The following is a 22737-nucleotide window of genomic DNA, read 5'->3' as shown; positions in this document are numbered from 1 at the left end:
GCGATGACACAGCGACGCGACGGACCCAGCGTGCGTCCGGATCAGGGTGAGGTGTCGGTGTTGAAATGCAGAACGGCCGATGGAACTCCATCGGCCGTTTGCATTCGAAGCGGGCATCCGGGTGGGTGATCCGTGTCCACGGCTTCAGGAATTGGCCACCAGCCGTGGCGCGCCATCGAAGCGGTCCAGATCGCGCAGCAGTTCGGTGTAGCGGCGCAAGCGGCCCATCTCACGCATGTTGACGATGTCCTCGTGGCGCAGCTCGCGCCTGGAGGTCACTTCCTGCTTGTAGCGCAGTACTTCCGGGTAGCGGCGCGTCATGTCCAGCGCGTCGGCAACGCACTCGACCGAGTCGGCATCCGGGGTCACCCGCGCGCGGCTGTTGAAGGCGCGCAACCACCGCTCGAAACCGGCGCTGTGGTCGAACAGGTCGGCGATGTACCACATGACGAACAGGATCGACGCCCAGGAGGTGAAGATGATCACCACCCGGCTGAAAGTCAGGTGATAGTCGTTTTGCCACAGCTGGTGGGTGATCACGCCCAGCAGTACCAGGGAAATGGCCTGCCAGCCGATGATCGAGGCGATCACCCACTGTTTCTTGGCCACCTTGAGCAGGTCGAGTTCTTCGTCGAGCTGGGTGTCGGTCTTGTCGCGCCAGTAGACGACCTGTTCGTCGAAGGAGCGCCGATGGAGTGCGTTGTCCTGCAATAGCAGGCCTAAACCCTGGAACAAAGCGATCATGACAAGCTCCTGACGGATGGCTGGTACGAACGACTTGCTGCACCGGCGGTGGCCGGGGCCCTTGGAGCGACCGACGTGCCGTGCAATGCATGGCCGATATCGGACGGCTCTAGTTCTAGCACTTTCGCCGTGCATGGCAATGCCTGATGCGAACCTGTCGCCGCGCAAAGTTGCGCAACCGTGCACAAAACGCTGAATTCAGCTGGTTTGGGCGCGATGGCGCCAGATTGCGCGTGCGTCGGGTGGCCAGTCTTGCTGCACTGCACACCTGGGAGTGCGGTGGTCACGTGCACGACCGACTTGGGTGGCGATGGGTTGGACCCTGGCGTCCGTGCGGATGAGATCGGCCAGCGAAGCGCCGGCGCCACCGCCGTGCCATTCGTGTGTCGGCATCCTTTCGCTTCAGCTCCTCCGCGCTGGCGATTGTTCAGCGCCCTGCTGGCGCTTCGATCGCATAGACGCGCCGGCCGGCCCGACTGCGAGAAACGCGGTGGCCTGCCTGCGCGGATCGGCGGATGAAGCGCCTGCGCCAACCGTAGCTGCGCTGACATGGTCGTACAGGCGCACCCGTATCATCGCCGCATGTCTGCCGTCCTGCGTACCCTCACTGCCCCCGCCGCCGAACAGATCCGCCGCTGGGTGCTGGGCGCGTTTCCGCGTGGCCAGAGCACCATCGAATACGATCGGCCGCTGGGCGACCCCGGGATCTTCGGGCCCGACAGCGTCACCTGGCGCGTGCACTCCGAATTTCCCGGCATGCTGTCCGGCGGTTTGTGCGCCTTGATGCTGCAACTGCTGCACCCGCGCGCGCTGGCCGGGGTCTACGACCATTCCAACTTCCGCGCCGACCTGGTCGGCCGGCTGCGGCGCACCACCAACTTCGTGGCGGGCACGACCTACGCGCCGCAGGCCGAAGCCGAGCAGCTGATCGCGCGCGTGCGGCGCATTCACGCGCATATCCGTGGTCACACCGCCGACGGCGTGCCTTACGAAGCCAACGATCCGGCGCTGCTGACCTGGGTACATGTGACCGAAGCCTACGGTTTTCTGCAGGGCTGCCGGCGCTATTGCCGCGATGTGCCTGGCGCGATCGCCGACCGCTATTACGACGAAGCGCGACGCGTGGCCGAAGCGCTGGGCGCCGCCGACGTGCCCGCCAGCGAAGCCGCGGTGGACGCGTATTTTGCGTCGCTGCGTGGCGAGTTGCGCATGGACGCACGCTCGCGCGAAGTGCTCGATGTTCTCACCGGCATCGAGCTGCCTGTGCCTGCGGCAGGGCTGTCGCGCGGCGTCTTCCTCGGCGCCGGCACTGCGTTGCTGCCGGGCTGGGCCAGCGACATGCTGGGTCGCAGCACCACCCAGCGCGTGCAGGCACGGGCATCGGCCCGGCTGCTGCGCAGCTTGTCGCCGTTGTTCCGCACCGCATTGCGCGATGGGCTATCGGCCCGTGCCTGCAGGCGCATGCAGTTGCCACCGGCGATGTTGCTGCAGTGGCCTGGGGAGCGATGAGTGCGGGTGCCTGCCTGGTGTGCAGGGCGGTGATGTAGCGCGGGGGATAGTGCGCCATGTGGCCGTACCCTCACCCCAAGCCCTCTCACGGCTGGAGAGGGGCCCGCCCGCTGCGTGCGTCGAGACCCTCGCCAAATCCTGCTCTCAAGCCCCTCTCCCGGCGCGAGAGGTCGGGGTGAGGGTACGGTAGAGAAGTACTCCAGCCCATGGATCCCGCTGTGCGTCACACGCGCCAGCCATCACTGCCAGGCACCAGCTACCAGATCCGCACCCGCTGCTCCGGCGGCAGATACAACTGCTCGCCCTGCTGCACATTGAACGCCGGATACCAGGCATCGAGATTGCGCACGGTCTGTGCGCGGAAGCGTCCGGGTGCGTGCACGTCGGTGAGCACGGCGTTGCGTAGCGCGACGTCGCGGTACTTGCCGCGCCAGGCCTGCGCAAACCCCAGGAAGAAGCGCTGGTCCGGGCTGAAACCATCGATGGTCTGCGGTTGCTTGCCCTGCAGCGACAGCTGGTAGGCGTCGTACGCGGTGGCCAGGCCGGCAACGTCGGCGATGTTCTCGCCCAGCGTCAGCTTGCCGTTGACGCTCAGATCGTCGAACGGCTTGTACGCACTGAACTGCGCTGCGAGCGCATTGCCGGCGGCCTCGAATTTCTTCAGGTCCTGTGGCGTCCACCAATTGTGCAGCTCGCCGTGTTCGTCGAACAGCGCGCCCATGTTGTCGAAGCTGTGGCTGATTTCGTGCCCCATCACCGCGCCGATCGCGCCGTAGTTCACCGCATCGTCGGCAGCCGGGTCGAAGAACGGCGGTTGCAGGATCGCGGCGGGAAAGATCAGGCGATTTTCCAACGGCACATTCAGCGCATTGACCTCCTGCGGCAACATGTACCACTCGCGATGATCGACCGGCTTGCCCAGCTTGGCGATGTTGCGGCGATACTCGAACAGGCCGGCGCGTTCCACGTTGCCCAGCGGATCGTCGCGACGCACGTCGAGCGCGCTGTAGTCGCGCCAGCTGTCCGGGTAGCCCACCGCCACCGTCAATCCGGCGATCTTGGCCTTGGCATGCCGTTTGGTCTCCGGAGTCATCCACTCCAGCGCGTCGATGCGCTTGCCGAATGCGGTGATCAGATTCTTGACCATCTCTTCGGCGCGGGCCTTGGTCTGTGCGCTGACATATTTCTGCACATAGCGCTTGCCCACCGCTTCGCCCAAGGCGGCGTTGGTCGCGTCGATTCCGCGCTTCCAGCGCTGGCGTTGCTGCGGTGTGCCTTCCAGCGTAGTGCCGTAGAACGCAAACCGCTCATCGGCAAACGCCTTGGACAGATACGGCGATGCACGATCCAGCGCGCGGAAGCGCAGATAGTCCTTCCAGGTCTGAAGCGGTTCGGATTTCACCAGCGCCGACAGCCCGCGTACGGCCTGCGGCTGCCAGACGATGAAGTCCTGCTGCGCCCTCAGGCCGGCGGCGTCGAAGAACAGCGCCCACTCCAGGCCCGGCGCATGACGTGCGAAATCGGCCTGTTTCCAGGCATTTGCGCCCGCCTGCACATTGTTGGTCTGCTCGGGCGTGGCGTGTACGCGCGCGATGGCCACTTCCAGGGCAAGGATGCGCTCGGCCTTGGCCTGGGCATCGTCGATGCCGGCCAGGTCCAGCACCTTGACGATGTGGGCGCGGTAGGCCTCGCGCAGCTGCGCCATGCGCCCGCCGTCCAGGTAGAAGCTGCGCTCGGGCATGCCCAGGCCGCCTTGCACCAGGTACGGCGCGTAGCGGTCGGGGTTGTGCAGATCCTGCGACACCCACAGGCCGAACAGACGGTCGGTGTAGAAATTCGTCGAGTTGAGCAAGTCCACATCGGCGCGTAGCTGCCCGCCCAGGGTGCGTGCCAGCGCCTGCTTGTCTTCCAGCTGCGCAATGGCGTCGAGCTCCGGCTGCACCGGCCGCACGCCCTTGGTCTCGATACTGGCTTCGTCCATGTAGGCGGCGTAATAGTCGCCGATCTGCTTGTCTTCGCCGGTGACGCGGTCGTTGGCCGCAGCGCCTTCGATGATGTCGCGGCTGTGGCGCTCGGTGTCGATGGCGATGCTGACGAAGCTGTTGAAGCTGGAGCGGTCGTCGGGAATCTGCGTGGTCTTGACCCAGTTGCCGCTGGCATAACTGAAGAAGTCCTCGCCCGGCGCCACGCTGCGATCCATGCCCGCCATATCGAAGCCGAAATCACCCAGCTTGGGCGTGCTGGGGGCGGGGGGGGTGCGGGTGTCGGCCGCCGGCGCCACGCCATCGCGGTGACAGGCTGCGGTGGTCAATGCCGCGGCAGCCATGGCAGCGATCAGGACAGGGCGGTGCAAGGAAGCCATGCGGCGCAACTCGGAAACCAGGAACAAGGACCGCAGTGTAAGTGGCATGTGCAGCCACGTCCCGGTTTGAGGGCAGGTGTCGCCGCATCCTGGCGCGCTGCGGACACGCTCGGTTCAGCGCCGTCGCTGATACCAGAAGCCCAGCGCATCGCGGGTCTGCAGCATGCGGCGCCCGCGCCACACAAATCGCAACAGCAGGCCCAGGTGCTCGCGCTTGGAAAAACTGCGCAGCTTGCGGTCGGAGGTGTGGACGGTCTGGCGCAGGATCACGAAGCGCCCGCAGCGTGCCAGCGCGCGGCTCAAGGCGACGTCTTCGCCAGCGTAGTACTGCGTATCGAAGCCGCCTGCACTGACGAAGGCCACGCGCGTGCAGAACAGAAAGCACCCTGGCGCGATGCCGGCGACGCGGAAAAACCAGCCGAATGCGGCCTGCGCTGCACGTTCGAACCACACCCGGTCGCCCTGCAGATGTACTTGCGCACCACCTCCCACCGCGCCCGCATCCAGCGCGGCCAGTGCGGCGCCGACGACCTGCGGGTTGATCAGGGTGTCGGCATCCAGAAACAGCAGGCGCTCGCCGCGTGCGGCTTGCGCGCCGGCGTTGCGGGTGGCGGCGATATGCCGCAGCTGTACTTCCAGTACCTGTGCGCCGTTGTCGCGCGCAATGAGTGCGGTGGCGTCCTCGCAGGCATCGGCCACCACAATCGCTTCGTAGTCCAGCTGCAGTGCCTGCGCACAGGCGTGCAGGCACTGCAGCGTTTGGCCGATCAGCGCAGCCTCGTCATGGGCGGGAATCACGAAAGACAGCATGGGAGCGTGGTGTGGGCACGGGATGAGCGATGGTGCGCCGAGTGTGCAAGCAGCCGCGATGCGGGGGCGTGAGTGCATGCAGCCGGCACGCTCACGCCGTGCTCGGCCGGAGGCGCCTGTCGGGGCGATGCACGCATGTCTGCCGCTCCAAATCTTCGGGGGCATCACTATGCAAGCATGCTTGTGCTAGCCAGCGCGTAGCCGCAGCGTTCGCTGCGGCTACGCGGTCACCGCTCAGCGGTTGAGCGCGCCCATCATGGCTTCGGGGTAACGCGTGCCGGCCACGGCCTGCGCCGGGAAGATCGCATCGATGCGCGCCAGTTCGTCGGGCATCAACGCCACATCCAGTGCGGCGATGTTCTCGTCCAGGTAGGCCTGACGCTTGGTGCCGGGAATCGGGATCAGGTCCTGGCCCTGCGCCAGCACCCACGCCAGCGCCAGCTGCCCGGGCGTGATGCCCTTGTCGGAGGCGATTGCCTTGACCTGCGCCACCAGCTGCAGATTGCGGGTGAAGTTGTCGCCCTGAAAACGCGGCGAATGCCTGCGGTAGTCGTCGGCCTCGAAGTCGTCGGGCGATGAGAACGCGCCGGTGAGGAAGCCGCGGCCCAGCGGCGAATAAGGCACGAAGCCGATGCCGAGCTCGCGCACGGTGGCGAACACGCCGTTGTCTTCCGGCTCGCGCGACCACAGCGAGTATTCGGTCTGCACCGCGGTGATCGGGTGCACGGCATGCGCACGGCGGATGGTGGTTGCGGCCGCTTCCGACAACCCGAGAAAGCGCACCTTGCCCTGTTCGACCAGACGTGCCATCGCACCGACGGTGTCTTCGATCGGCACGTTGGGATCCACGCGATGCTGGTAGTACAGATCGATGTGCTCCACGCCAAGACGGCGCAGGCTGGCGTCACAGGCGGACTGCACGTAGGCCGGGCTGCCGTCGATGCCGCGCACCGACGGGTCGTTGGGGTCGAGCTTGATGCCGAACTTGGTAGCCAGAAACACTTCGTGCCGGCGCGATGCGATCGCCTTGCCCACCAGTATTTCATTGGTATGCGGGCCATACATGTCGGCGGTGTCGAGCAGGCTGATGCCGCGGTCGAGCGCGCGATGGATCACCGCAATCGAGGTCGCCTCATCGCGACGATCGCCATAGAACGCGCTCATGCCCATGCAGCCAAGGCCGAGGGCGGAAACGGTGGGGCCGGAACGGCCAAGCGTGCGGGTTTGCATGGTGGGGGCTCCGTGCAGCGAAGTAGGCGGGGAGAATGGCGTGGCGCGCGTTAGCGCGATGTGGCCCATGCCATCACGCACCACCCGCGCAGATCGGCAGGCCAAGGCTGCCGATCTGCGCGGGTTGGGGTGCGCTTCGATCAGGCCTTGAGCTTGCTGGCGAACTCGGCCACGCGCTTGCCGAGCAGCCTGGCGGTTTCAAGATCGCCACTGCGCGGGGCTTCCTCCGGCGATGCGTCCGACGGCGAGATCGCCAGCGCGCCGCCCCAGCCGGCGGTCCAGTTGACGTCCTGCGGCCCGTGCGCCTTGGTGTTGGACGGCGGCAGACCGGTGCCGATCCAGACCTGCCCGTGCTGCTGCGACAAGGTCCAGAAATACTGGATGGTGGCGTACTTGTCGCCATTCACCGACGCGGAATTGGTAAAGCCGGCGGCGACCTTGTCCTTCCATGCCTGCGCAAACCACGGCTTGGAGCTGGCATCGGCAAACTTCTTGAACTGCCAGGCCGGCCCGCCCATGTAGGTGGGGCTGCCGTAGATGATCGCGTCGGCGGCGCCGATCGCCTCCCAGGCGTCGTCGGGCAGGTTGCCGTCCTGGTCGATGCGGTACAGCGTGGCCTCGCCGACACTGGCGGCCCCTGCATGCACGGCTTCGGCCTGCTTGACGGTGTGGCCGTAGCCGCTGAAATACACGATGGCGATCTTGCTCATGGACGCTCCTGCTGAAGGGGGAGCCCGATTGTGCGCACACCGGCCGCGACAGATGAATGACCACGTGCGAGACGAACTGTTGCCGGGGCCGCTTGGGGTGGCCAATGCACCGACCGCATAGCCACCAGACGGGCGCGGCTGTGCAGTTGGTGCACCAGGGATCGCCCGCACATTCCGCTGCCGAGCGCGCCCTGCCCCCCAACTGACGGCTGCTGCCGCATATTGCCAAGCGTTTAGCCGGCCGCCGGCCCGGCCAGACATTCGAGCAGGTAGTCGATGAAGCTGCGCACCTTCGGCGCCAGATGGCTGCGGCTGGCGTATACCGCAAAGATGCCGATCTCGCCGAGTTCGTACTCGGGCAGGATGCGCAGCAGGCGGCCGCCGGCGATATGCGCATCGGCCAGGAAGTCCGGTTGTATCACGATGCCCTGGCCGGCCAACGCCGCCGCATTGAGCACATGCCCGTTGTTGGCGCGCAGCCCGCCGTGGATGCGTACCTCGACCTCGCCGTCCGGCCCGTGGAAGCGCACCTCGTCGCCGCTGGGCGAATAGTGGTAGAGCAGGCATTCGTGACCGGCCAGATCGGACGGGTGCTTCGGCGTGCCGGCGCGCGCCAGATAGGCGGGCGATGCGCAGGTCAGCAGCCGTACCTTGCCCAGTTGCCGCGCGATCAGCATCGGCGCCGGCTGGCGGGTGATGCGGATGGCGACATCGAAGCCCTCTTCGACCATGTCGACCAGGCGATCGGATAACGACAGGTCCAGGTCCACCTGCGGGTAGCGTGCGCGAAAGCCGGGCAGCAGCGCCCCAAGCCGCTCGATCCCGTAGCTCACCGGTGCATTGACCCGCAGCAGCCCGGACGGCTCCAGCGCCTGCGCCCCGATGGTGGCTTCCAGGTCGTCCAGATCGGCCAGCAGCTGCAGGCACCTCTGGTAATACGCGGTGCCGGCGCTGGTCAGGCTGACCCGCCGCGTGGTGCGGTTGAGCAGGCGCGTGCCCAGGCGTTGTTCGAGCGCGGCCACCTGGCGGGTGACGTTGGCGGTGGAGCGGCCCAGCGCATCGGCTGCGGCACTGAAGCCGCTGCGTTCGGCCACCGCCGTGAACACGCGCATCGCATCGAGGGTATCCATCGGCGCTCCGATTGTTTCTTTCAGCGCAATAAATTATCCGATTCCGACGTATTTATCAGATTTCTGTAGGGAATAGGCTGTGCTAGTCGTCTATGGAGTCCCGTCATGTCCGATTACCCCGCAATCCCGCGCACGGCCGCCTATGGCGCGGCGCTGTTGCGCATCAGCCTGGGCGTGCTGTTCCTGGTGCATGGCCTGACCAAGCTGCTGGTGTTCACCCCGGCCGGCACCGTGACTTACTTCCAGTCGCTGGGTCTGCCCGGGGCGTTGGCCTACCTCAGCATGGTGCTGGAACTGGGCCTGGGCCTTTCGCTGCTGCTGGGCGTCTACGCGCGCTGGACGGCGCTGCTGGGCGTACCGCTGCTGCTGGGCACCATCGTCAGCGTGCATGGCGCCAACGGATTCGGTTTTTCCAACCCCGGTGGCGGCTGGGAGTACCCGGCGCTGTGGGCGGTGTTGCTGGTCGTGCAGTCGCTATTGGGCGATGGCGCATTCGCGCTGAAGCCGGCGCGCTGATGTCGGTCATTTCAAGGAGCCACGCATGAGCCGCCTGCCATCGCTGTACATCTCGCACGGATCGCCGATGACGGCGTTGCAGCCCGGCCAGGTCGGATTGCGTCTGGAACAACTGCGTCAGCTCTTGCCGCGGCCGCGCGCGATCGTCGTCGCCACGGCACACTGGCTGGGCCGTCGCCCGCTGGTCAGCGGTGCGGCGCTGCCTCCCACCATCCACGACTTCGGCGGTTTTCCTGCGCCGTTGTACGAGCTGGAGTATCCCGCCCCCGGCGAGCCTGCGCTGGCGCAGCAGATCACCCGGCGGCTGGAACAGGCCGGCCTGCATCCGCAGCTGGACCCGCAACGCGGCTTCGACCACGGGGTGTGGGTGCCGCTGCGCTTGCTGTACCCGGCGGCCGACATCCCGGTGGTGTCGGTGTCGATCCAGCCCGAGCTTGGCCCTGCGCACCAGTTTGCAGTTGGGCGCGCATTGGCGCCGCTGCGCGACGAGGGCGTGCTGGTGATCGGCTCGGGCAGCATTACCCACAACCTGCACGATGCCCGCCATGGGTATGGTGCCGAGCGCGAGGCGCCGTATGTACGGCCCTTCATCGAATGGACCGAACGCAAACTGCTGGAAAACGACATCGGCGCGTTGCTCGACTATCGCCGCAAGGCGCCGTATGCCGAGCGCGCGCATCCCAGCGACGAGCACCTGTTGCCGCTGTATGTCGCGATGGGCGCGGCAGGCAGCGTCCACCTCGGAGCGCAGCGGATCGACGCCGGCATCGACGGAGGCTTCCTGGCGATGGATCTGTATCGCTTCGACGGCGATGCGGCGATTGCGGCCTGATCCGGTCGTCAGGGCGGTGCCGTCATCGTGGCGGCCCTGCGGCGATGAAGGCACCGCTTTGGCACCACGCTAACGGCGTCATCGCTACACCGCAGCGCTCTGAAGCATTCACGATAGGCTGCGGTGCAGTCTCATAGGCTGAGACGCCTTGGCTGCATGCTGCTCGCGTGAAAATCCTCGACAAGCTCGCCGTCCTTGCCGACGCCGCCAAATACGATGCCTCCTGCGCCTCCAGCGGTGCCAACAAGCGCAATTCGCTGGGGACGGGCGGGATCGGCAGTACCGAAGGCATGGGCATCTGCCACTCGTACACGCCCGATGGCCGCTGCGTGTCGCTGCTGAAGATCCTGTTGACCAACTTCTGCATCTTCGACTGCGCCTACTGCGTCAATCGCGTGTCCAGCAATGTGCGCCGCGCGCGCTTCACGCCGGAAGAAGTGGTCACGCTGACGCTGGATTTCTACAAGCGCAATTACATCGAAGGCCTGTTCCTGTCCAGCGGCATCATCCGCAACTCCGACTACACCATGGAGCAGCTGGTGGAAGTGGCGCGGCAGCTGCGCGAGGTGCACCGCTTTGCCGGCTACATCCATCTCAAGACCATTCCCGACGCTGCGCCCGAGCTGCTGGCTGCGGCCGGCCGCTATGCCGACCGGCTGAGCATCAATGTGGAGTTGCCGACCGAGCAGGGTCTGACCTTGCTGGCGCCGGAAAAAAGCGTCGGCGGTATTCGATCGGCGATGGGCGAGCTGCGTTGGCGCATCGAAGAAAACCAGCTGGAGCGCAAGGCAGAAAAGGTGCGCCGGGCCAAGCCGCCCCGCTTTGCGCCGGCCGGGCAAAGTACGCAGATGATCGTTGGCGCCGACGATGCCAACGACCGCAGCATCCTGGACACCAGCCACAACCTGTATGGCAACTACCGCATGCGCCGGGTGTATTACTCGGCCTTCAGCCCGATCCCGGATGCCTCGTCCAAGTTGCCGTTGCAGGCGCCGCCGCTGCAACGCGAGCACCGCTTGTATCAGGCCGATTGGTTGCTGCGGTTCTACGAGTTTTCGGTCGAAGAAATCGCGCCTGCCCAGTCCAGCGGCATGCTGGATCTGGATGTGGACCCCAAGCTGGCCTGGGCGCTACGCAATCCGCAGCGGTTTCCGGTGGATCTGAATGTGGCGCCGCGCGAAATGCTGTTACGGGTGCCTGGTCTGGGCACCCGTAATGTGGAGCGGCTGCTGTTGTCGCGCCGGCATGCGCGGTTGCGGGTGGGCGACCTGGCGCGGCTGCGGGTACCGATGAAGAAGCTGCTGCCGTTTGTGAGTGTGCTGGACCACCATCCACGTCAGCGCTTGGACGATCCGGTTCGACTGAGGGCGCAGTTGGCGCCTGCGCCGCGGCAGGCAAGCTTGTTCGATTGATGTCTATGCCTTCTCCCATCGGGAGAAGGTGCCCGAAGCGCGGATGAGGGGACGGCCGCGCGCCTGACCCGGACGTGCCTGGCTGCTTCCATCACTCCACGATCCAGGCCGCCGAACCCCTGCGCCAGGACCGCCGTCGCCTGACGCGATCCGGTGCAATGACGCCGCACCGGTGCCCCATGTTTCTCGCCATACGCGGCAAGGCACCCAGGTTCGCTGCATCCAGACAGGGCATCTGTGCGGTCACGCACCGTTGCGGTGGTCGGTTCGCTCCAAGGCGAGGTGTTGGAGCAAAATCAATGGCTGGAAAGCGGCAACGCGATAACAGCAGTGCCAACTGCAAAGACAGCAACAACGAAGCAAAACGCAAGCGAAGGGCCGGCGGCGAAGCGACGGCTGGATCGGAACTCTTCAGGTCAGGTGTGATGATGTTCAGCGCTGAGGTCGAACCACCGTGGAGTTTCGAAGCATGGCGCACGCTGGCGCGGGCGGGATGGTGCGCGCAGGTAGAGCCGGACGATGTGGCATGGAACGGTGGTGCGCAGGGCGGGCTATTGATGGGGCAGGGGCTGCTGGATTTGCCGGTGAGCGTGCCACCACCACGGGTGTCGGCGGACTTCATGCAGCTGGCTGCGTCGGTGCTGTGCCATCGCGATCCGCAGCGGCATGCGGTGCTGTACCGGTTGTTGTGGCGAATCGCTTCGGGTGAGAAGGCGCTGCTGGAGCGCGCCACCGATGCGGATGTGCACCGGCTTGCACAGTGGCAAAAGGCCGTGCAGCGCGACACGCACAAGATGAAGGCGTTTGTGCGCTTCCGCCGCCTGCCCGGGGAAGAAGAGGCGTTCGTCGCCTGGTTCGAGCCCGAGTACTGCATCGTGGATCGGGTGGCGCCGTTCTTCGCGCGACGCTTTGCCGGCATGCAGTGGGCGATCCTCACGCCTTACCGCAGCGTGCGTTGGGATGGTGAAGCGTTGTCGTTCGGCGATGGTGCGGTGCGTTCGCAGGTGCCTGCCGACGACGCGCAGGAAACCTTATGGCGCACGTACTACGCGCATATCTTCAATCCCGCGCGGCTCAACCCCACCATGATGCGGCAGGAAATGCCGCAAAAATACTGGAAAAACCTGCCCGAAGCGGCGCTGCTTCCGGAGTTGATCCGCGAGGCCGGTGTGCGGGTGCGCGAGATGGCCGAGCGTGCGCCCGAGCCGGTACGGCGGCGCCTGCCGGTGGCGCCCGCGCCTGTGCTGGACGTTGCAACGCAAAGCCTGGCGCAGTTGCGCACGGCGGCGCGCGACTGTCGTCGCTGCGAGCTGTGGCAGCCGGCCACGCAGACGGTGTTCGGCGAAGGGCCGGACGACGCGTCGGTGATGGTCATCGGCGAACAACCCGGCGACGAAGAGGATCTGAGCGGGCGTCCGTTCGTGGGCCCGGCCGGGCGTCTGTTTACCATGGCGCTCGGCGAGCTGGGCGTGGACCGCAAGGCGCTCTACGTGACCAATGCGGTCAAGCATTTTCGCTTCGAACAGCGCGGCAAGCGCCGCCTGCATCGCAATCCCGAGCGTGCGCATGTGCAGGCCTGCAATGGTTGGCTGCATGCCGAGCGTGCGCAGCTGCGCCCCGCGCAGATCGTCTGTCTTGGAGCGACCGCAGCGCAGGCGGTGCTGGGGGCGGGTTTTCGCTTGATGCAGCAGCGTGGGCAATGGCAACGGCTGGACGACGGCACGCCGGTACTGGCGACCGTGCATCCGTCCTGGGTGCTGCGGCAAGGCACCGACGTGGCGCGCGAGGAAGGCTATCGCGGCTTTGTTGAGGACCTGCGGCAGTTGTTGGCGCCGCCGGGGAAGGCGGGCAGTCCGGCCGACGCATAAAAAAAGCGCGTGCAAATGCACGCGCATGGTGTCGGAGAAACAAGACACCAAGTGAGGTCGCCGGCATGCCGGCGACCTCGTTACCGCCGCTTTGCGGTTGGTTGGCGCATCCTGCAAATGGACGCGCATGAATCGGTGCGTTGATGCGCCAGTGGACACGACCAGATTGCGGTCGCAACGATTGCCCACCAATGCGCCATGCGATCAGGCGCCAGCGCATGTGTCGTGCGCTACCTGCCGACGCAGATTCGACCGGCTTGCATCGGTGGGACGATCAGGCGCCAGCGATGTATCTGCAGTTACGGCATCAGCACCTTGTCGATCACATGGATCACGCCGTTGCTCTGATTGACGTCGGCGATGGTGACGGTGGCGGTGTTGCCCTTGACGTCGGTGAGGGTGACCTTCTTGCCATTGAGCTTGGCGGTCAGCGGCTCGCCCTGCACGGTGGTCAGCGTGGCGCTACCGCCACCGGCCTTGATCTTGGCGATCAACGAGGCGGCGTCCACCTTGCCCGGCACCACGTGGTAGGTCAGGACCTTGGTCAGCGTCGGCTTGGATTCGGGCTTCAACAGCGTGTCCACCGTGCCGGCCGGCAACGCGGCAAACGCAGCGTTGGTCGGGGCGAAGACGGTGAACGGGCCCGGGCCCTTCAGGGTGTCCACCAGGCCAGCGGCTTTGACGGCTGCCACCAGCGTGGTGTGATCCTTGGAGTTGACCGCGTTGTCGACGATGTCCTTGGTGGCCAGCATCGGCGCGCCACCCACCATCGGATTGGACGCAGCGTAAGCGGGAGCCACTGCGCTGGTCAGGGCAATGGCGGTGGCGAGGGCAAGCGACTGGAATGAGGTCTTCATGAGGCATCGATCCTTTGGGTGAGCGATTACCTGGATGGCAATCGTGGATCTGGATACGCGGCCCACTGCGGCGCGGATGCATCACGCAGTCTTTACAAGAAGATGCTGCGTTGCAGCGGCTCCGCAGCTCCGTCGTCGCTAGCCGTGATCGCCTCGCCCATGGTTGAGTCTGTTCGATCGGCGATAGCGGTGCAGGCCGAGCGATCGTGTGGAAGACGCGACGAGGCAACTGCACTGCAGGCGATGCGCGATCAGACCGTGTCGCCGCCATTGTCACAACCGCCCAAAGCGGCACGAATGTTCGCCATCGGCAGAAGCGACGTTGGCCAGTGCCGTTATTGTCTATGGCCTTGCGTGATAACCAGTTCTCAAGGCTGTAAAACATGAAGTCCAAAAAGAGTGAGTTCAATCGAGTGCTACTGTCGACAGTGCTGGTGGCAGGCGCGCTGGCGTCGTTCGCTACTGCACAGGCATCGGCCGTCACGCCAACACATGCGTCATCGGCGGCCGCTGCTGTCCCTGCGCGTGACATCTATCGACCAGGGCAGAAGTGGATTGTCCCGGGGGAGTGGGAATTCACCGTTGATTCCGCGCGCGTGGCCAGGGTGAAAATTCCCAACCATGGCGGCGGCTCCTGGGTTCCCACGCAAGTGATCCTGCTGAGCTACAGCTACAAGAACATCGGGTTCGACGACAGCGCCAATGACAAGGGCGGCGGCCCGTCGACACTGGCGTTTTCCAAAGCGCATATCGACGTGTTCGACGCCAACGATGCGGACAACGGCGGCGCAGGCAATTACCCGGTGCGCATCAAGCTCGTCGAAGACGCCGACGGTCAGAAGCTCGGGCAGGAGATGGTGGGCGCGCAGTGGCCGTACGCCTTCAAGAAGAAGGTCAAGGCGGTCAAGGTGAGGGTCAGTCACTACGATTCCAGGCTGAAACTGCATGAAGCGAGCTTCCTGGTGCCGGTCGAGGGCGCCCGGCAATCGAAGCCGCATCCGAACAAGCACGTCCGCCACAGCTGATCTGCGTTCTGCCGGTCTGCGCGGGCATGCCACCGGCATGCCCGCCATCGCGAGCGATCACATCGCCGGCTGCTCTCGACGGCGCTTGAGGTCCGCGCGATCGAGTGACTGCTGGCCTTGGCGATGGATCCATCACCTGCCCGCCGTCCGTATGCGCATTGCGGGCCTGTTGCATTGCCACGATGGTGCTGCAGTTGATCGTGCTGCAGGCCCTCTTTCTTGACGGAGCACCATCGCCTCCGCGTTTAGGCCTGTCCATCCGGCAGCCACGGTATCTGATCGACAGACACCCGCCACGGCGCTGGCGCATCACACCCTTGTGGCCTGCCAGCGCACAGGGCCGCGCCCAGACCCAGGTGGCGCGGTGGTTTCATCACCGGTTGCAAACCGGTATGTTCCCGTAGGTGCGTTGTTGTGCGTCTCAAGACGATGCCGCACGTGTGGCCGTCTCTTCTCCCGGGTTTTTATGCATTCGATCGATGTCGTCCTCGCCATGTTGCTGGCGGTCGCGGCCAGCGGTTATCTGATCCGCATCCTGCCGTTCTCGCTGCCGTTGCCGTTGGTCCAGATCGCGCTGGGCGCGGTGGTCTCCGGCGTGTTCGATGCGGGGCACGAACTGGAACCGGAACTGTTCTTCCTGTTGTTCCTGCCGCCGCTGCTGTTCCTGGATGGCTGGCGCATTCCCAAACAAGGCCTGTTCCGCGACAAGGCGGCGATCCTGGAACTGGCGCTGGGCCTGGTGGTGTTCACGGTGATCGGGGCCGGGTTGCTGATCCACTGGTTGATCCCGGCGATGCCGTTGGCCGTGGCGTTTGCGCTGGCGGCGATCATCTCGCCGACCGACCCGGTGGCGGTGTCGTCGATCGCCTCCAAGGTGCCGATCCCCAAGCGCCTGATGCACATCCTCGAGGGCGAGTCGCTGCTCAACGACGCCTCCGGCCTGGTGTGTTTCCAGTTTGCGGTGGCTGCCGTGCTCACCGGTACCTTTTCGGTGGCGACCGCCTCGCTCACCTTCCTGTGGGTGGCGCTGGCCGGGCTAGCGCTGGGCGTGGCCACCACCTTCGGACTGAGCCGCATCCAGGCCTGGATCTGGCGCCATTTCGGCGAAGAGCCCGGCTCGGCGATCCTGGTCAACCTGCTCACGCCGTTCGCCGCCTATCTGCTGGCCGAAGCCTTCCATGCCTCCGGCATCCTGGCCGCAGTCGCGGCCGGCATCACCATGAGCTACGTGGAAATGGCCGGCAATGCGCCGGGCAATATGCGCCTGCAGCGCTCGGCGGTGTGGGACACGGTGCAGTTCACCTTCAACGGCATCATCTTCGTGCTGCTGGGCGAGCAGTTGCCGGGCATCCTCGATGGCGCGGTGCGCAGCGTGCAGGAGGCCGGGCACCTCAATCCGTGGTGGCTGGCGGTGTACGTGGCCACCATCAGCGCCAGCCTGATGGCGCTGCGCTTTGTGTGGGTGTTCCTGTCGCTGCGCTGGAACATCTTCAAGGCGCAGCGACGCGGCGAGGCGCACGTGAGCCCGCCGTGGCGGATCGTGGTGGCGGTGTCGCTGGCCGGCGTGCGCGGTGCGATCACCCTGGCCGGTGTGCTCACCTTGCCCTTGATGCTGGATGACGGCTCGCCGTTTCCGGCCCGCCAGCTGGCGATCTTTTTGGCTGCCTCGGTGATCCTGGTGTCGTTGCTGGTGGCCAGCGTGGCATTGCCGCGGCTTCTGCGCGGGCTGGAATTGCCGGAAGAGGAAGACGAGCAGCAAAAGGAAGACCTGGCGGTGAAGGCGGCCTCGCAGGCAGCGCTGGAGGCAGTGGAGAAGTTGCGCCAGCGGCTGGTGGAAGACAGCGCGCATGCCGAGCGCTACAACGCCGCCGCCAACCAGGTCAGCCAACGCTACCAGCGCAAGCTGGGCGCGGTGGACATGGCCGAGACCGACCCGGAAGAAGCCGGCGCCTACGAGCAGGCCTTGCGCCAGTTCCGTCACGCCGCCCTGGTGGCCGAGCGCAACGAGCTGTTCAAGCTGGCGCGCCGTCGCGAGATTTCCGACGACCTGTCGCGCCGGCTGGTGCGCAATCTGGATCTGATCGAGTCGCGCAAGCGGGCTTGAGCGCGCTGACGCGCGCGGGATTCGGGATTCGGGAATCGGGATTTGTAAAAAGCAAAAGCCCGGGCAATGAAAGCGGCCGCCGTAGGAGCGCACCCGGGCGCGACCGGGCTGTCCCGATACACGTCCCGGCGTGCTGGCTCGGGAATCGGAAATCGCAGCGGCCAGGGCGATGACGACGGCTGCGCCAGGAGCGCACCCGGGCGCGAGAGGCGTTTTCTGGACAGTCCCCGTCGCGCCCAGGTGCGCTCCTACGACACCGCGCGCGTCACAAGGATGTAAGCATTGCAGCTCTTGAGCCGACGCAACGCGCAACCTGCCGGTCCTGTCCGTGTGCACCAGGCACCAGGTACATCAAGGGTCGGGAGACACCATCCCACCAGACCCCCTCCCATCGTCACGGCACGCGGCCTACCCTGTGGCGCTTATCGTTGCCGTGCACAGCCCATGACGCCCATCGTTTCCATCCAGGGATTGAGCAAGACCTACGCCGGCGGTTTCCAGGCCCTCAAACACGTGGACCTGGACATCCAGCGTGGCGAGATCTTCGCGTTGCTCGGCCCCAACGGTGCCGGCAAGACCACCTTGATCAGCATCATCTGCGGGCTCATCAACCCCAGCACGGGCACCGTGCTGGCCGATGGCCACGACATCGTGCGCGACTACCGCGCCGCACGCGCGAGCATCGGGCTGGTGCCGCAGGAGTTGGCCACCGACGCGTTTGAAACGGTGTGGGCCACGGTGCGTTTCAGTCGCGGCCTGTTCGGCAAGCCGGCCAACCCGCACTACCTGGAAACCATCCTGCGCGAGCTGTCGCTGTGGGACAAGCGCAACAACAAGATTTCCACCTTGTCCGGCGGCATGAAGCGGCGCGTGCTGATCGCCAAGGCGCTGGCGCACGAGCCGCGCATCCTGTTTCTGGACGAGCCCACCGCCGGGGTGGACGTGGAGCTGCGCCACGACATGTGGCAGATGGTGCGGCGGCTGCGCGAGCAGGGCACCACCATCATCCTGACCACCCATTACATCGAGGAAGCCGAAGACATGGCCGACCGCGTCGGTGTCATCAATCGCGGCGAGCTGGTGCTGGTGGAAGACAAGCACACGCTGATGCGCAAGCTGGGCAAGAAGCAGCTGACCCTGAGCCTGCAAGCGCCGCTGCAGGTCCTGCCCGCCGCGCTGGCGGACCTGCCGTTGGAAGTGTCGGCCGATGGCAACAGCCTGATCTACACCTTCGACACCCAGGCCGAGCAGACCGGCATTGGCGCATTGCTGCGCCGGCTCAACGAGCATGGCATCGACTTCAAGGACCTGCATTCCAGCGAAAGCTCGCTGGAAGAGATCTTCGTTAACCTGGTGCATGGCGCACGCGCTGCGCAGGTGAGCGCATGAACCTGCATGCGATTGCGGCGATCTATCGTTTCGAAATGGCGCGCGCGTTCCGCACGCTGACCCAGTCGATCGCCTCGCCGGTGTTGTCGACCTCGCTGTATTTCGTGGTGTTCGGTGCAGCGATCGGCTCGCGCATGGGCGATATCGACGGCATCAGCTACGGTGCCTTCATCATTCCCGGCCTGGTGATGTTGTCATTGCTCAACGAGAGCATCTCCAATGCCTCGTTCGGCATCTACATGCCGCGCTGGGCAGGCACCATCTACGAGGTGCTCTCGGCGCCGGTGGCATGGTGGGAGATCGTGATCGGCTACGTGGGCGCGGCCGCCAGCAAGTCGGTGATGCTGGGCTTGCTGATCCTGCTCACCGCGCGGCTGTTCGTGCCCTACGAGATCGCCCACCCGGTGTGGATGCTGGGTTTTCTGGTGCTCACAGCGCTGACCTTCAGCCTGTTCGGTTTCATCATCGGCATCTGGGCCAACGGCTTCGAAAAGCTGCAGGTGATCCCGCTGATGGTGGTGACGCCGCTGACCTTCCTGGGCGGCAGTTTCTACTCGATCAACATGCTGCCGCCGGTCTGGCAGAAGGTCACCTTGTTCAACCCGGTGGTGTATCTGATCAGCGGGTTCCGCTGGAGTTTCTACGGCAAGGCCGACGTGCACATCGCAGTGAGCACCGGCATGACCTTCCTGTTCCTGATCGTGTGCCTGGGCGTGGTGGCGGCGATCTTCCGCAGCGGCTATCGGCTCAAGGCGTGAGTGGTGAATGCAGTGGTGTTGTCGGCCGCGTCTTGCTGAATGCTGTCGCAAGTCCAGGTCAAACGCTGAGTAGGTCGAGGGCGCGGTGCCCTCACCGCTCGCGGGACACGCCGCAAGTACGTCCCTATAGGCTCGGTGGCGGCATCCATGCCGCCACACGGTCCCGCAATCGGTGAGGACACCGCACCAGAAAGTCTGCTGCTTGCTTGAAAGCCATGAACACCGACCATCGTGACTGGTCCTTGCCCGCCCACCGTAGCGGGACCTTACGCGGCAGGGGTGCCGCGTAAGCGCCTACATGAACATACTTGCGGCGTGTCCTGCGATGGTGGGCGGGCAAGGGCCCTGCAGCCAAGTCGCAGATCAGCTGCTAATACGGCAGTCATCGCTGCTACACGAACGGACTTGCGGCGTGTCCCGCGATGGCGGGCGGGCAAGGACCCTGCAGCCAAGTCGCCGCTCAGCAGCTCTGCGATTGAACAGCGTGAAGTAGTTTGGTCAGCCGCTGTTACTCGGCAGCAGGCTTGGCGTCGTGCTTGGTGTCCAGGAAGTAGGCCACCACCTCGCCCTTGACCTTCATCGTCATCGGGTTGCCGCGACGGTCGCGCGCCTTGCCGACCTGCACCTTGATCCAGCCTTCGCTCACCGAGTATTCCTCCACGTTGTCGCGTTCGACACCGTTGAAGCGCACGCCGATGCCGCGGTTGAGGGCGTCGGCATCGTGGAACGGGCTGCGTGGGTCGATGGCCAGATGATCGGGAGGGGTATCGCTCATGGGAAAGGCGTCATGACGGGCCGGATGGCCGTCTTCGGCCGCACAGGATACGGGCCTGCGCCGCGATGACCAGCCCCTGGCAGGCGGCCGCATGGGCGGAGACGGTTTGCTTGGCGCGCGCCAGGCGGCACACTTCACGCTGAATCTTTCTGCGAGACTCCGCCATGCCCGACAACAGTGCCGATTACGAAGACGATGACGGCCTGCCTTCCGATCTGGAGGAAGGCGACGACGTCGACGATCATCCTGCGCGGGTCTGGAACCTGCTGGTCCTGATCAATCCTGGCGACGAAGACACCGCACTGAGCCAGTTCGACAGCTGGCGCGAGGCGCAGGCCGAGGCGGACGCGGACGATGAAGACGACGCCTGGCTGTGGACGTTGAAGGACACGATCGACTGGCGCTCGGGCTTCTACGTCGACTGGAAGGACACCGACTCGTTCATCGCCGCCATCGACGAACTCAGTGCGCGCTGGAACCTGCGCATCGATTGGGGCGGCGACCTGGACGATGAAGACTTCGCGCGCGATCTTGACGTGCCCGACCTGATGGCGGTGGCGTTCGATCGCCTGCGCGAGCATGGGTATTCGCTGTGGAACTGGAACACCGGTGGCGATGCCTATGCCGGCTGGATCGCGCTCAGCCGCGACGACGACGCGATGCTGGCGTTGACCTCGCTGTTGGGCGTGGAAGTGCGGCTGGGGAACGAGGCGTTCTGAGCCAGCCGCACGCCTGGTGACGGAGGCGGCAGACACCGCCCCCGGCGCGCTTGCCGCTTACTGCCGCGCCATCAGCGACACGTTGTTGAAGCCACCTGCGCCGCCGACCAGTTTGATGTAGTAGGTGCCGGTCTGCGGCGCCGTCAGCCGCAGCGTCTGCGCGCTGCCGGTGCGTGCCGATTTCAGCAGGTAGTTGCTGGTGGTCGGCTCGGCCTCGAAGCCGATGTACAGCGCGACGTTGCCGCCGCCACCGTAGCTGAGCACATTCAGGGCGCTGCCGGCGGTGGCGGCGAAGCGATAGGTTTTCTCGTCGCTTTGCGCGCCGCTCTGGCCGGTCAATGCGACCCGGTTGGTCAGGCTGACGGTGACTGGCGTGCAGGTGCTGCCGCTGCAGCTGTTGCGCACATAGTCCAACGCCGCAGTGGCATCGACGATGCCGGTGCCGATCGATCGGCCCGCCGGTGGCCGGACCGGGAACGCACGCGCGGTCTGGCGCAGCATGGCCTCCATCTGCGCAGGGACCAACGGCGTCTTGCCAGATGCAGCCAGCGCGCTCTGCACCAGGGCCGCGACTGCCGCCACATGGGGGGTAGCCATCGAGGTGCCGGCCATGCCGGCATATTCGTACTCGCCGGACGTCGGTGTGGTCGTGCCGCTGTAGCCGGTCGACAGCACCACCCCGTCCCAGCTATTGTTACCGGTGTCGTCGCTGGCGCCACCGCCAGGCCCGGACAGATCCACGCTGCTGCCGAAGTTCGAATAGAACGCGATACCGCCCGTGATACGGGTAGCGCCGACCGTGATCACGTTACCGCAGCTCGACGGGCTGAACTGCGAGGCATTGCTGGCTTCGTTGCCTGCCGCCACCACCACCACCGCACCGTTGGCCACCGCGGTGTCGATGGCGCTCTGGGTGTTGCTGTCGCAGCTGCCAGAGCCGCCCAGGCTCAGGCTGATCACTTCGGCCGGATGGGTGTTGTCCGGCACGCCATCGACATGGCCGCCGGAGGCCCACACGATGGCATCGGCGATATCCGCACCGGTACCGCCGCACTGGCCGAGCACGCGCACCGGCAGGATCTGCGCGTCGTGGGCCACGCCGGCGCCGCCGATCGTATTGTTGGTGAGTTCGCCGACGGTGCCGGCAGTGTGGGTGCCGTGCCAGCTGCTGGGGCTTGCCGGCAGACCGCAGAAATTGCCCTCTTCGGTCCAGTCGCCGTAGTCCAGCGCGCCCGGCACGCGGGCGTCGCTGTCGCGCCGGGAGATCGTGGCGTTGCTGATGAAATCGTAGCCCGGCAGGATGTGGTCGTTACGCTTCAGGTCCGGATGATCGGGCAGGATGCCGGTGTCGAGCACGGCCACCACCACGCCGGCGCCGGTGGAGGTTTCCCAGGCCTCCGGTACGCGGATGCCGCCGGTGCTGTCCTGCAGATGCCACTGGAATCCCGCATACAGCCGGTCGTTGGGGGTGACCGCCGTGGCCGTGGCCTGTGGCGTCACTGCGCTGGCGCCGGCCTTGAGCGCAGGTCCGGCGAAGTCGTCGACCGGACGCAGCATGCGGTCGAACTCGGCGTATTGCACCTGCGGGTCGGCACGCAGCTCGGCCAGCAGCTTGTCGCGGTCGCCGCTGCTCAGCGTGCGCGCCACGTCCAGCAGGCTGGCGCCGGTGCCGGTGCGGCGCAGCACGCGTGCGTTCAGCGGCGTCGCGCGCGCGGCACCGCTGGCGGCGCGCAGCACCCCGGCGCGGTTGGCGGCCGCAGACAGGATCGACAGGCGCGAGCCGTCGGAGGGCACGCTGCTGTGGTACTTGACGATCAGGCGTGTGGGGAGCGTGGTCGGGGTGCCAGCGGCCGGCAGGCCGCGCAGGCTGAGTTGATCGGTGGCCGCATGGGCCTGAAACGTGGCCGTGGCCAGGATTGCGCTCAATAGCAGGGACTTGAGCGGCAGCGAAGCGTTGTTCATGGGAATGGCTCTCGCAAGGATCGAT

The 22737-nt window shown here is 65.7% G+C and carries 19 protein-coding genes; 10 read left to right on the top strand and 9 right to left on the bottom strand.

Annotation, left to right across the window (positions count from 1 at the left end):
- Positions 1 to 144: 144 nt before the first annotated feature.
- On the bottom strand, positions 145 to 744 hold the full coding sequence (locus tag FHY18_RS15795) for a hypothetical protein (RefSeq protein ID WP_259156750.1): 600 nt from the start codon (positions 742 to 744) through the stop codon (positions 145 to 147).
- A gap of 582 nt (positions 745 to 1326) precedes the next feature.
- On the opposite strand from FHY18_RS15795, the gene FHY18_RS15790 reads away from it, so the two are divergent.
- Positions 1327 to 2253 carry an oxygenase MpaB family protein gene (locus FHY18_RS15790; RefSeq protein WP_259156748.1) on the top strand — a complete coding sequence of 309 codons (927 nt, stop codon included), beginning with the start codon at positions 1327 to 1329 and terminating at the stop codon, positions 2251 to 2253.
- A 256-nt stretch (positions 2254 to 2509) separates the two neighbouring features.
- Here the strand turns inward: FHY18_RS15790 and FHY18_RS15785 are convergent, their stop codons facing one another.
- From FHY18_RS15785 to FHY18_RS15765, 5 genes are all read right to left on the bottom strand, one after another.
- Positions 2510 to 4579: a M13 family metallopeptidase gene (locus tag FHY18_RS15785; RefSeq protein ID WP_259156995.1), complete on the bottom strand. Its 2070-nt coding sequence runs from the start codon at positions 4577 to 4579 to the stop codon at positions 2510 to 2512.
- A gap of 150 nt (positions 4580 to 4729) precedes the next feature.
- On the bottom strand, positions 4730 to 5425 hold the full coding sequence (locus FHY18_RS15780) for a glycosyltransferase (RefSeq protein WP_259156746.1): 696 nt from the start codon (positions 5423 to 5425) through the stop codon (positions 4730 to 4732).
- A gap of 234 nt (positions 5426 to 5659) precedes the next feature.
- Complete coding sequence (locus tag FHY18_RS15775) at positions 5660 to 6655, bottom strand: aldo/keto reductase (protein ID WP_259156744.1); 996 nt, start codon at positions 6653 to 6655, stop codon at positions 5660 to 5662.
- A gap of 140 nt (positions 6656 to 6795) precedes the next feature.
- Positions 6796 to 7365: a flavodoxin family protein gene (locus tag FHY18_RS15770; RefSeq protein WP_259156742.1), complete on the bottom strand. Its 570-nt coding sequence runs from the start codon at positions 7363 to 7365 to the stop codon at positions 6796 to 6798.
- Between the two features lie 233 nt (positions 7366 to 7598).
- The gene (locus FHY18_RS15765) at positions 7599 to 8495 is read right to left on the bottom strand and encodes a LysR family transcriptional regulator (RefSeq protein ID WP_259156740.1); all 897 of its coding nucleotides are present in this window, start codon (positions 8493 to 8495) and stop codon (positions 7599 to 7601) included.
- A gap of 105 nt (positions 8496 to 8600) precedes the next feature.
- Between FHY18_RS15765 and FHY18_RS15760 the strand changes: the two genes are divergently transcribed.
- From FHY18_RS15760 to FHY18_RS15745, 4 genes are all read left to right on the top strand, one after another.
- Entirely contained in the window at positions 8601 to 9011 is a 411-nt protein-coding gene (locus FHY18_RS15760; RefSeq protein ID WP_259156739.1) for a DoxX family protein, read from the top strand.
- A gap of 25 nt (positions 9012 to 9036) precedes the next feature.
- Complete coding sequence (locus tag FHY18_RS15755) at positions 9037 to 9843, top strand: class III extradiol ring-cleavage dioxygenase (protein WP_259156738.1); 807 nt, start codon at positions 9037 to 9039, stop codon at positions 9841 to 9843.
- Between the two features lie 167 nt (positions 9844 to 10010).
- A complete protein-coding gene (locus FHY18_RS15750; protein WP_259156736.1) occupies positions 10011 to 11255 on the top strand; it encodes a putative DNA modification/repair radical SAM protein in 1245 nt (414 codons plus the stop codon).
- A gap of 428 nt (positions 11256 to 11683) precedes the next feature.
- Positions 11684 to 13123, top strand: a complete 1440-nt coding sequence (locus tag FHY18_RS15745; RefSeq protein WP_259156994.1) for a UdgX family uracil-DNA binding protein — start codon at positions 11684 to 11686, stop codon at positions 13121 to 13123.
- Positions 13124 to 13422: 299 nt separating this feature from the next.
- Here FHY18_RS15745 and FHY18_RS15740 read toward each other — a convergent pair whose 3' ends face one another.
- Positions 13423 to 13980 carry a fasciclin domain-containing protein gene (locus FHY18_RS15740; protein ID WP_259156734.1) on the bottom strand — a complete coding sequence of 186 codons (558 nt, stop codon included), beginning with the start codon at positions 13978 to 13980 and terminating at the stop codon, positions 13423 to 13425.
- Between the two features lie 383 nt (positions 13981 to 14363).
- Here FHY18_RS15740 and FHY18_RS15735 point away from each other — a divergent pair, with 383 nt between their 5' ends.
- The 4 genes from FHY18_RS15735 (at position 14364) to FHY18_RS15720 (ending at position 19256) form a co-directional block, all read left to right on the top strand.
- Entirely contained in the window at positions 14364 to 15005 is a 642-nt protein-coding gene (locus FHY18_RS15735; protein WP_259156731.1) for a hypothetical protein, read from the top strand.
- Between the two features lie 466 nt (positions 15006 to 15471).
- Entirely contained in the window at positions 15472 to 17109 is a 1638-nt protein-coding gene (locus tag FHY18_RS15730; RefSeq protein WP_046965039.1) for a Na+/H+ antiporter, read from the top strand.
- Positions 17110 to 17553: 444 nt separating this feature from the next.
- Positions 17554 to 18498, top strand: a complete 945-nt coding sequence (locus tag FHY18_RS15725) for an ABC transporter ATP-binding protein (protein ID WP_259156726.1) — start codon at positions 17554 to 17556, stop codon at positions 18496 to 18498.
- The gene (locus tag FHY18_RS15720) at positions 18495 to 19256 is read left to right on the top strand and encodes an ABC transporter permease (protein ID WP_259156723.1); all 762 of its coding nucleotides are present in this window, start codon (positions 18495 to 18497) and stop codon (positions 19254 to 19256) included. Before FHY18_RS15725 ends, FHY18_RS15720 begins: the two co-directional genes overlap by 4 nt.
- 508 nt (positions 19257 to 19764) lie before the next feature.
- Here the strand turns inward: FHY18_RS15720 and FHY18_RS15715 are convergent.
- A complete protein-coding gene (locus FHY18_RS15715) occupies positions 19765 to 20031 on the bottom strand; it encodes a DUF3297 family protein (RefSeq protein ID WP_259156721.1) in 267 nt (88 codons plus the stop codon).
- A gap of 164 nt (positions 20032 to 20195) precedes the next feature.
- Here FHY18_RS15715 and FHY18_RS15710 point away from each other — a divergent pair, with 164 nt between their 5' ends.
- A complete protein-coding gene (locus FHY18_RS15710) occupies positions 20196 to 20750 on the top strand; it encodes a hypothetical protein (protein WP_259156719.1) in 555 nt (184 codons plus the stop codon).
- Between the two features lie 57 nt (positions 20751 to 20807).
- Here FHY18_RS15710 and FHY18_RS15705 read toward each other — a convergent pair whose 3' ends face one another.
- Positions 20808 to 22712: a S8 family serine peptidase gene (locus FHY18_RS15705; RefSeq protein ID WP_259156718.1), complete on the bottom strand. Its 1905-nt coding sequence runs from the start codon at positions 22710 to 22712 to the stop codon at positions 20808 to 20810.
- Positions 22713 to 22737: the final 25 nt, after the last annotated feature.

The organism is Xanthomonas sp. 3793 (genome assembly GCF_024806835.1).
Classification (GTDB): domain Bacteria; phylum Pseudomonadota; class Gammaproteobacteria; order Xanthomonadales; family Xanthomonadaceae; genus Xanthomonas; species Xanthomonas arboricola_F.
This window is presented reverse-complemented; position numbering and strand designations above follow the sequence as displayed.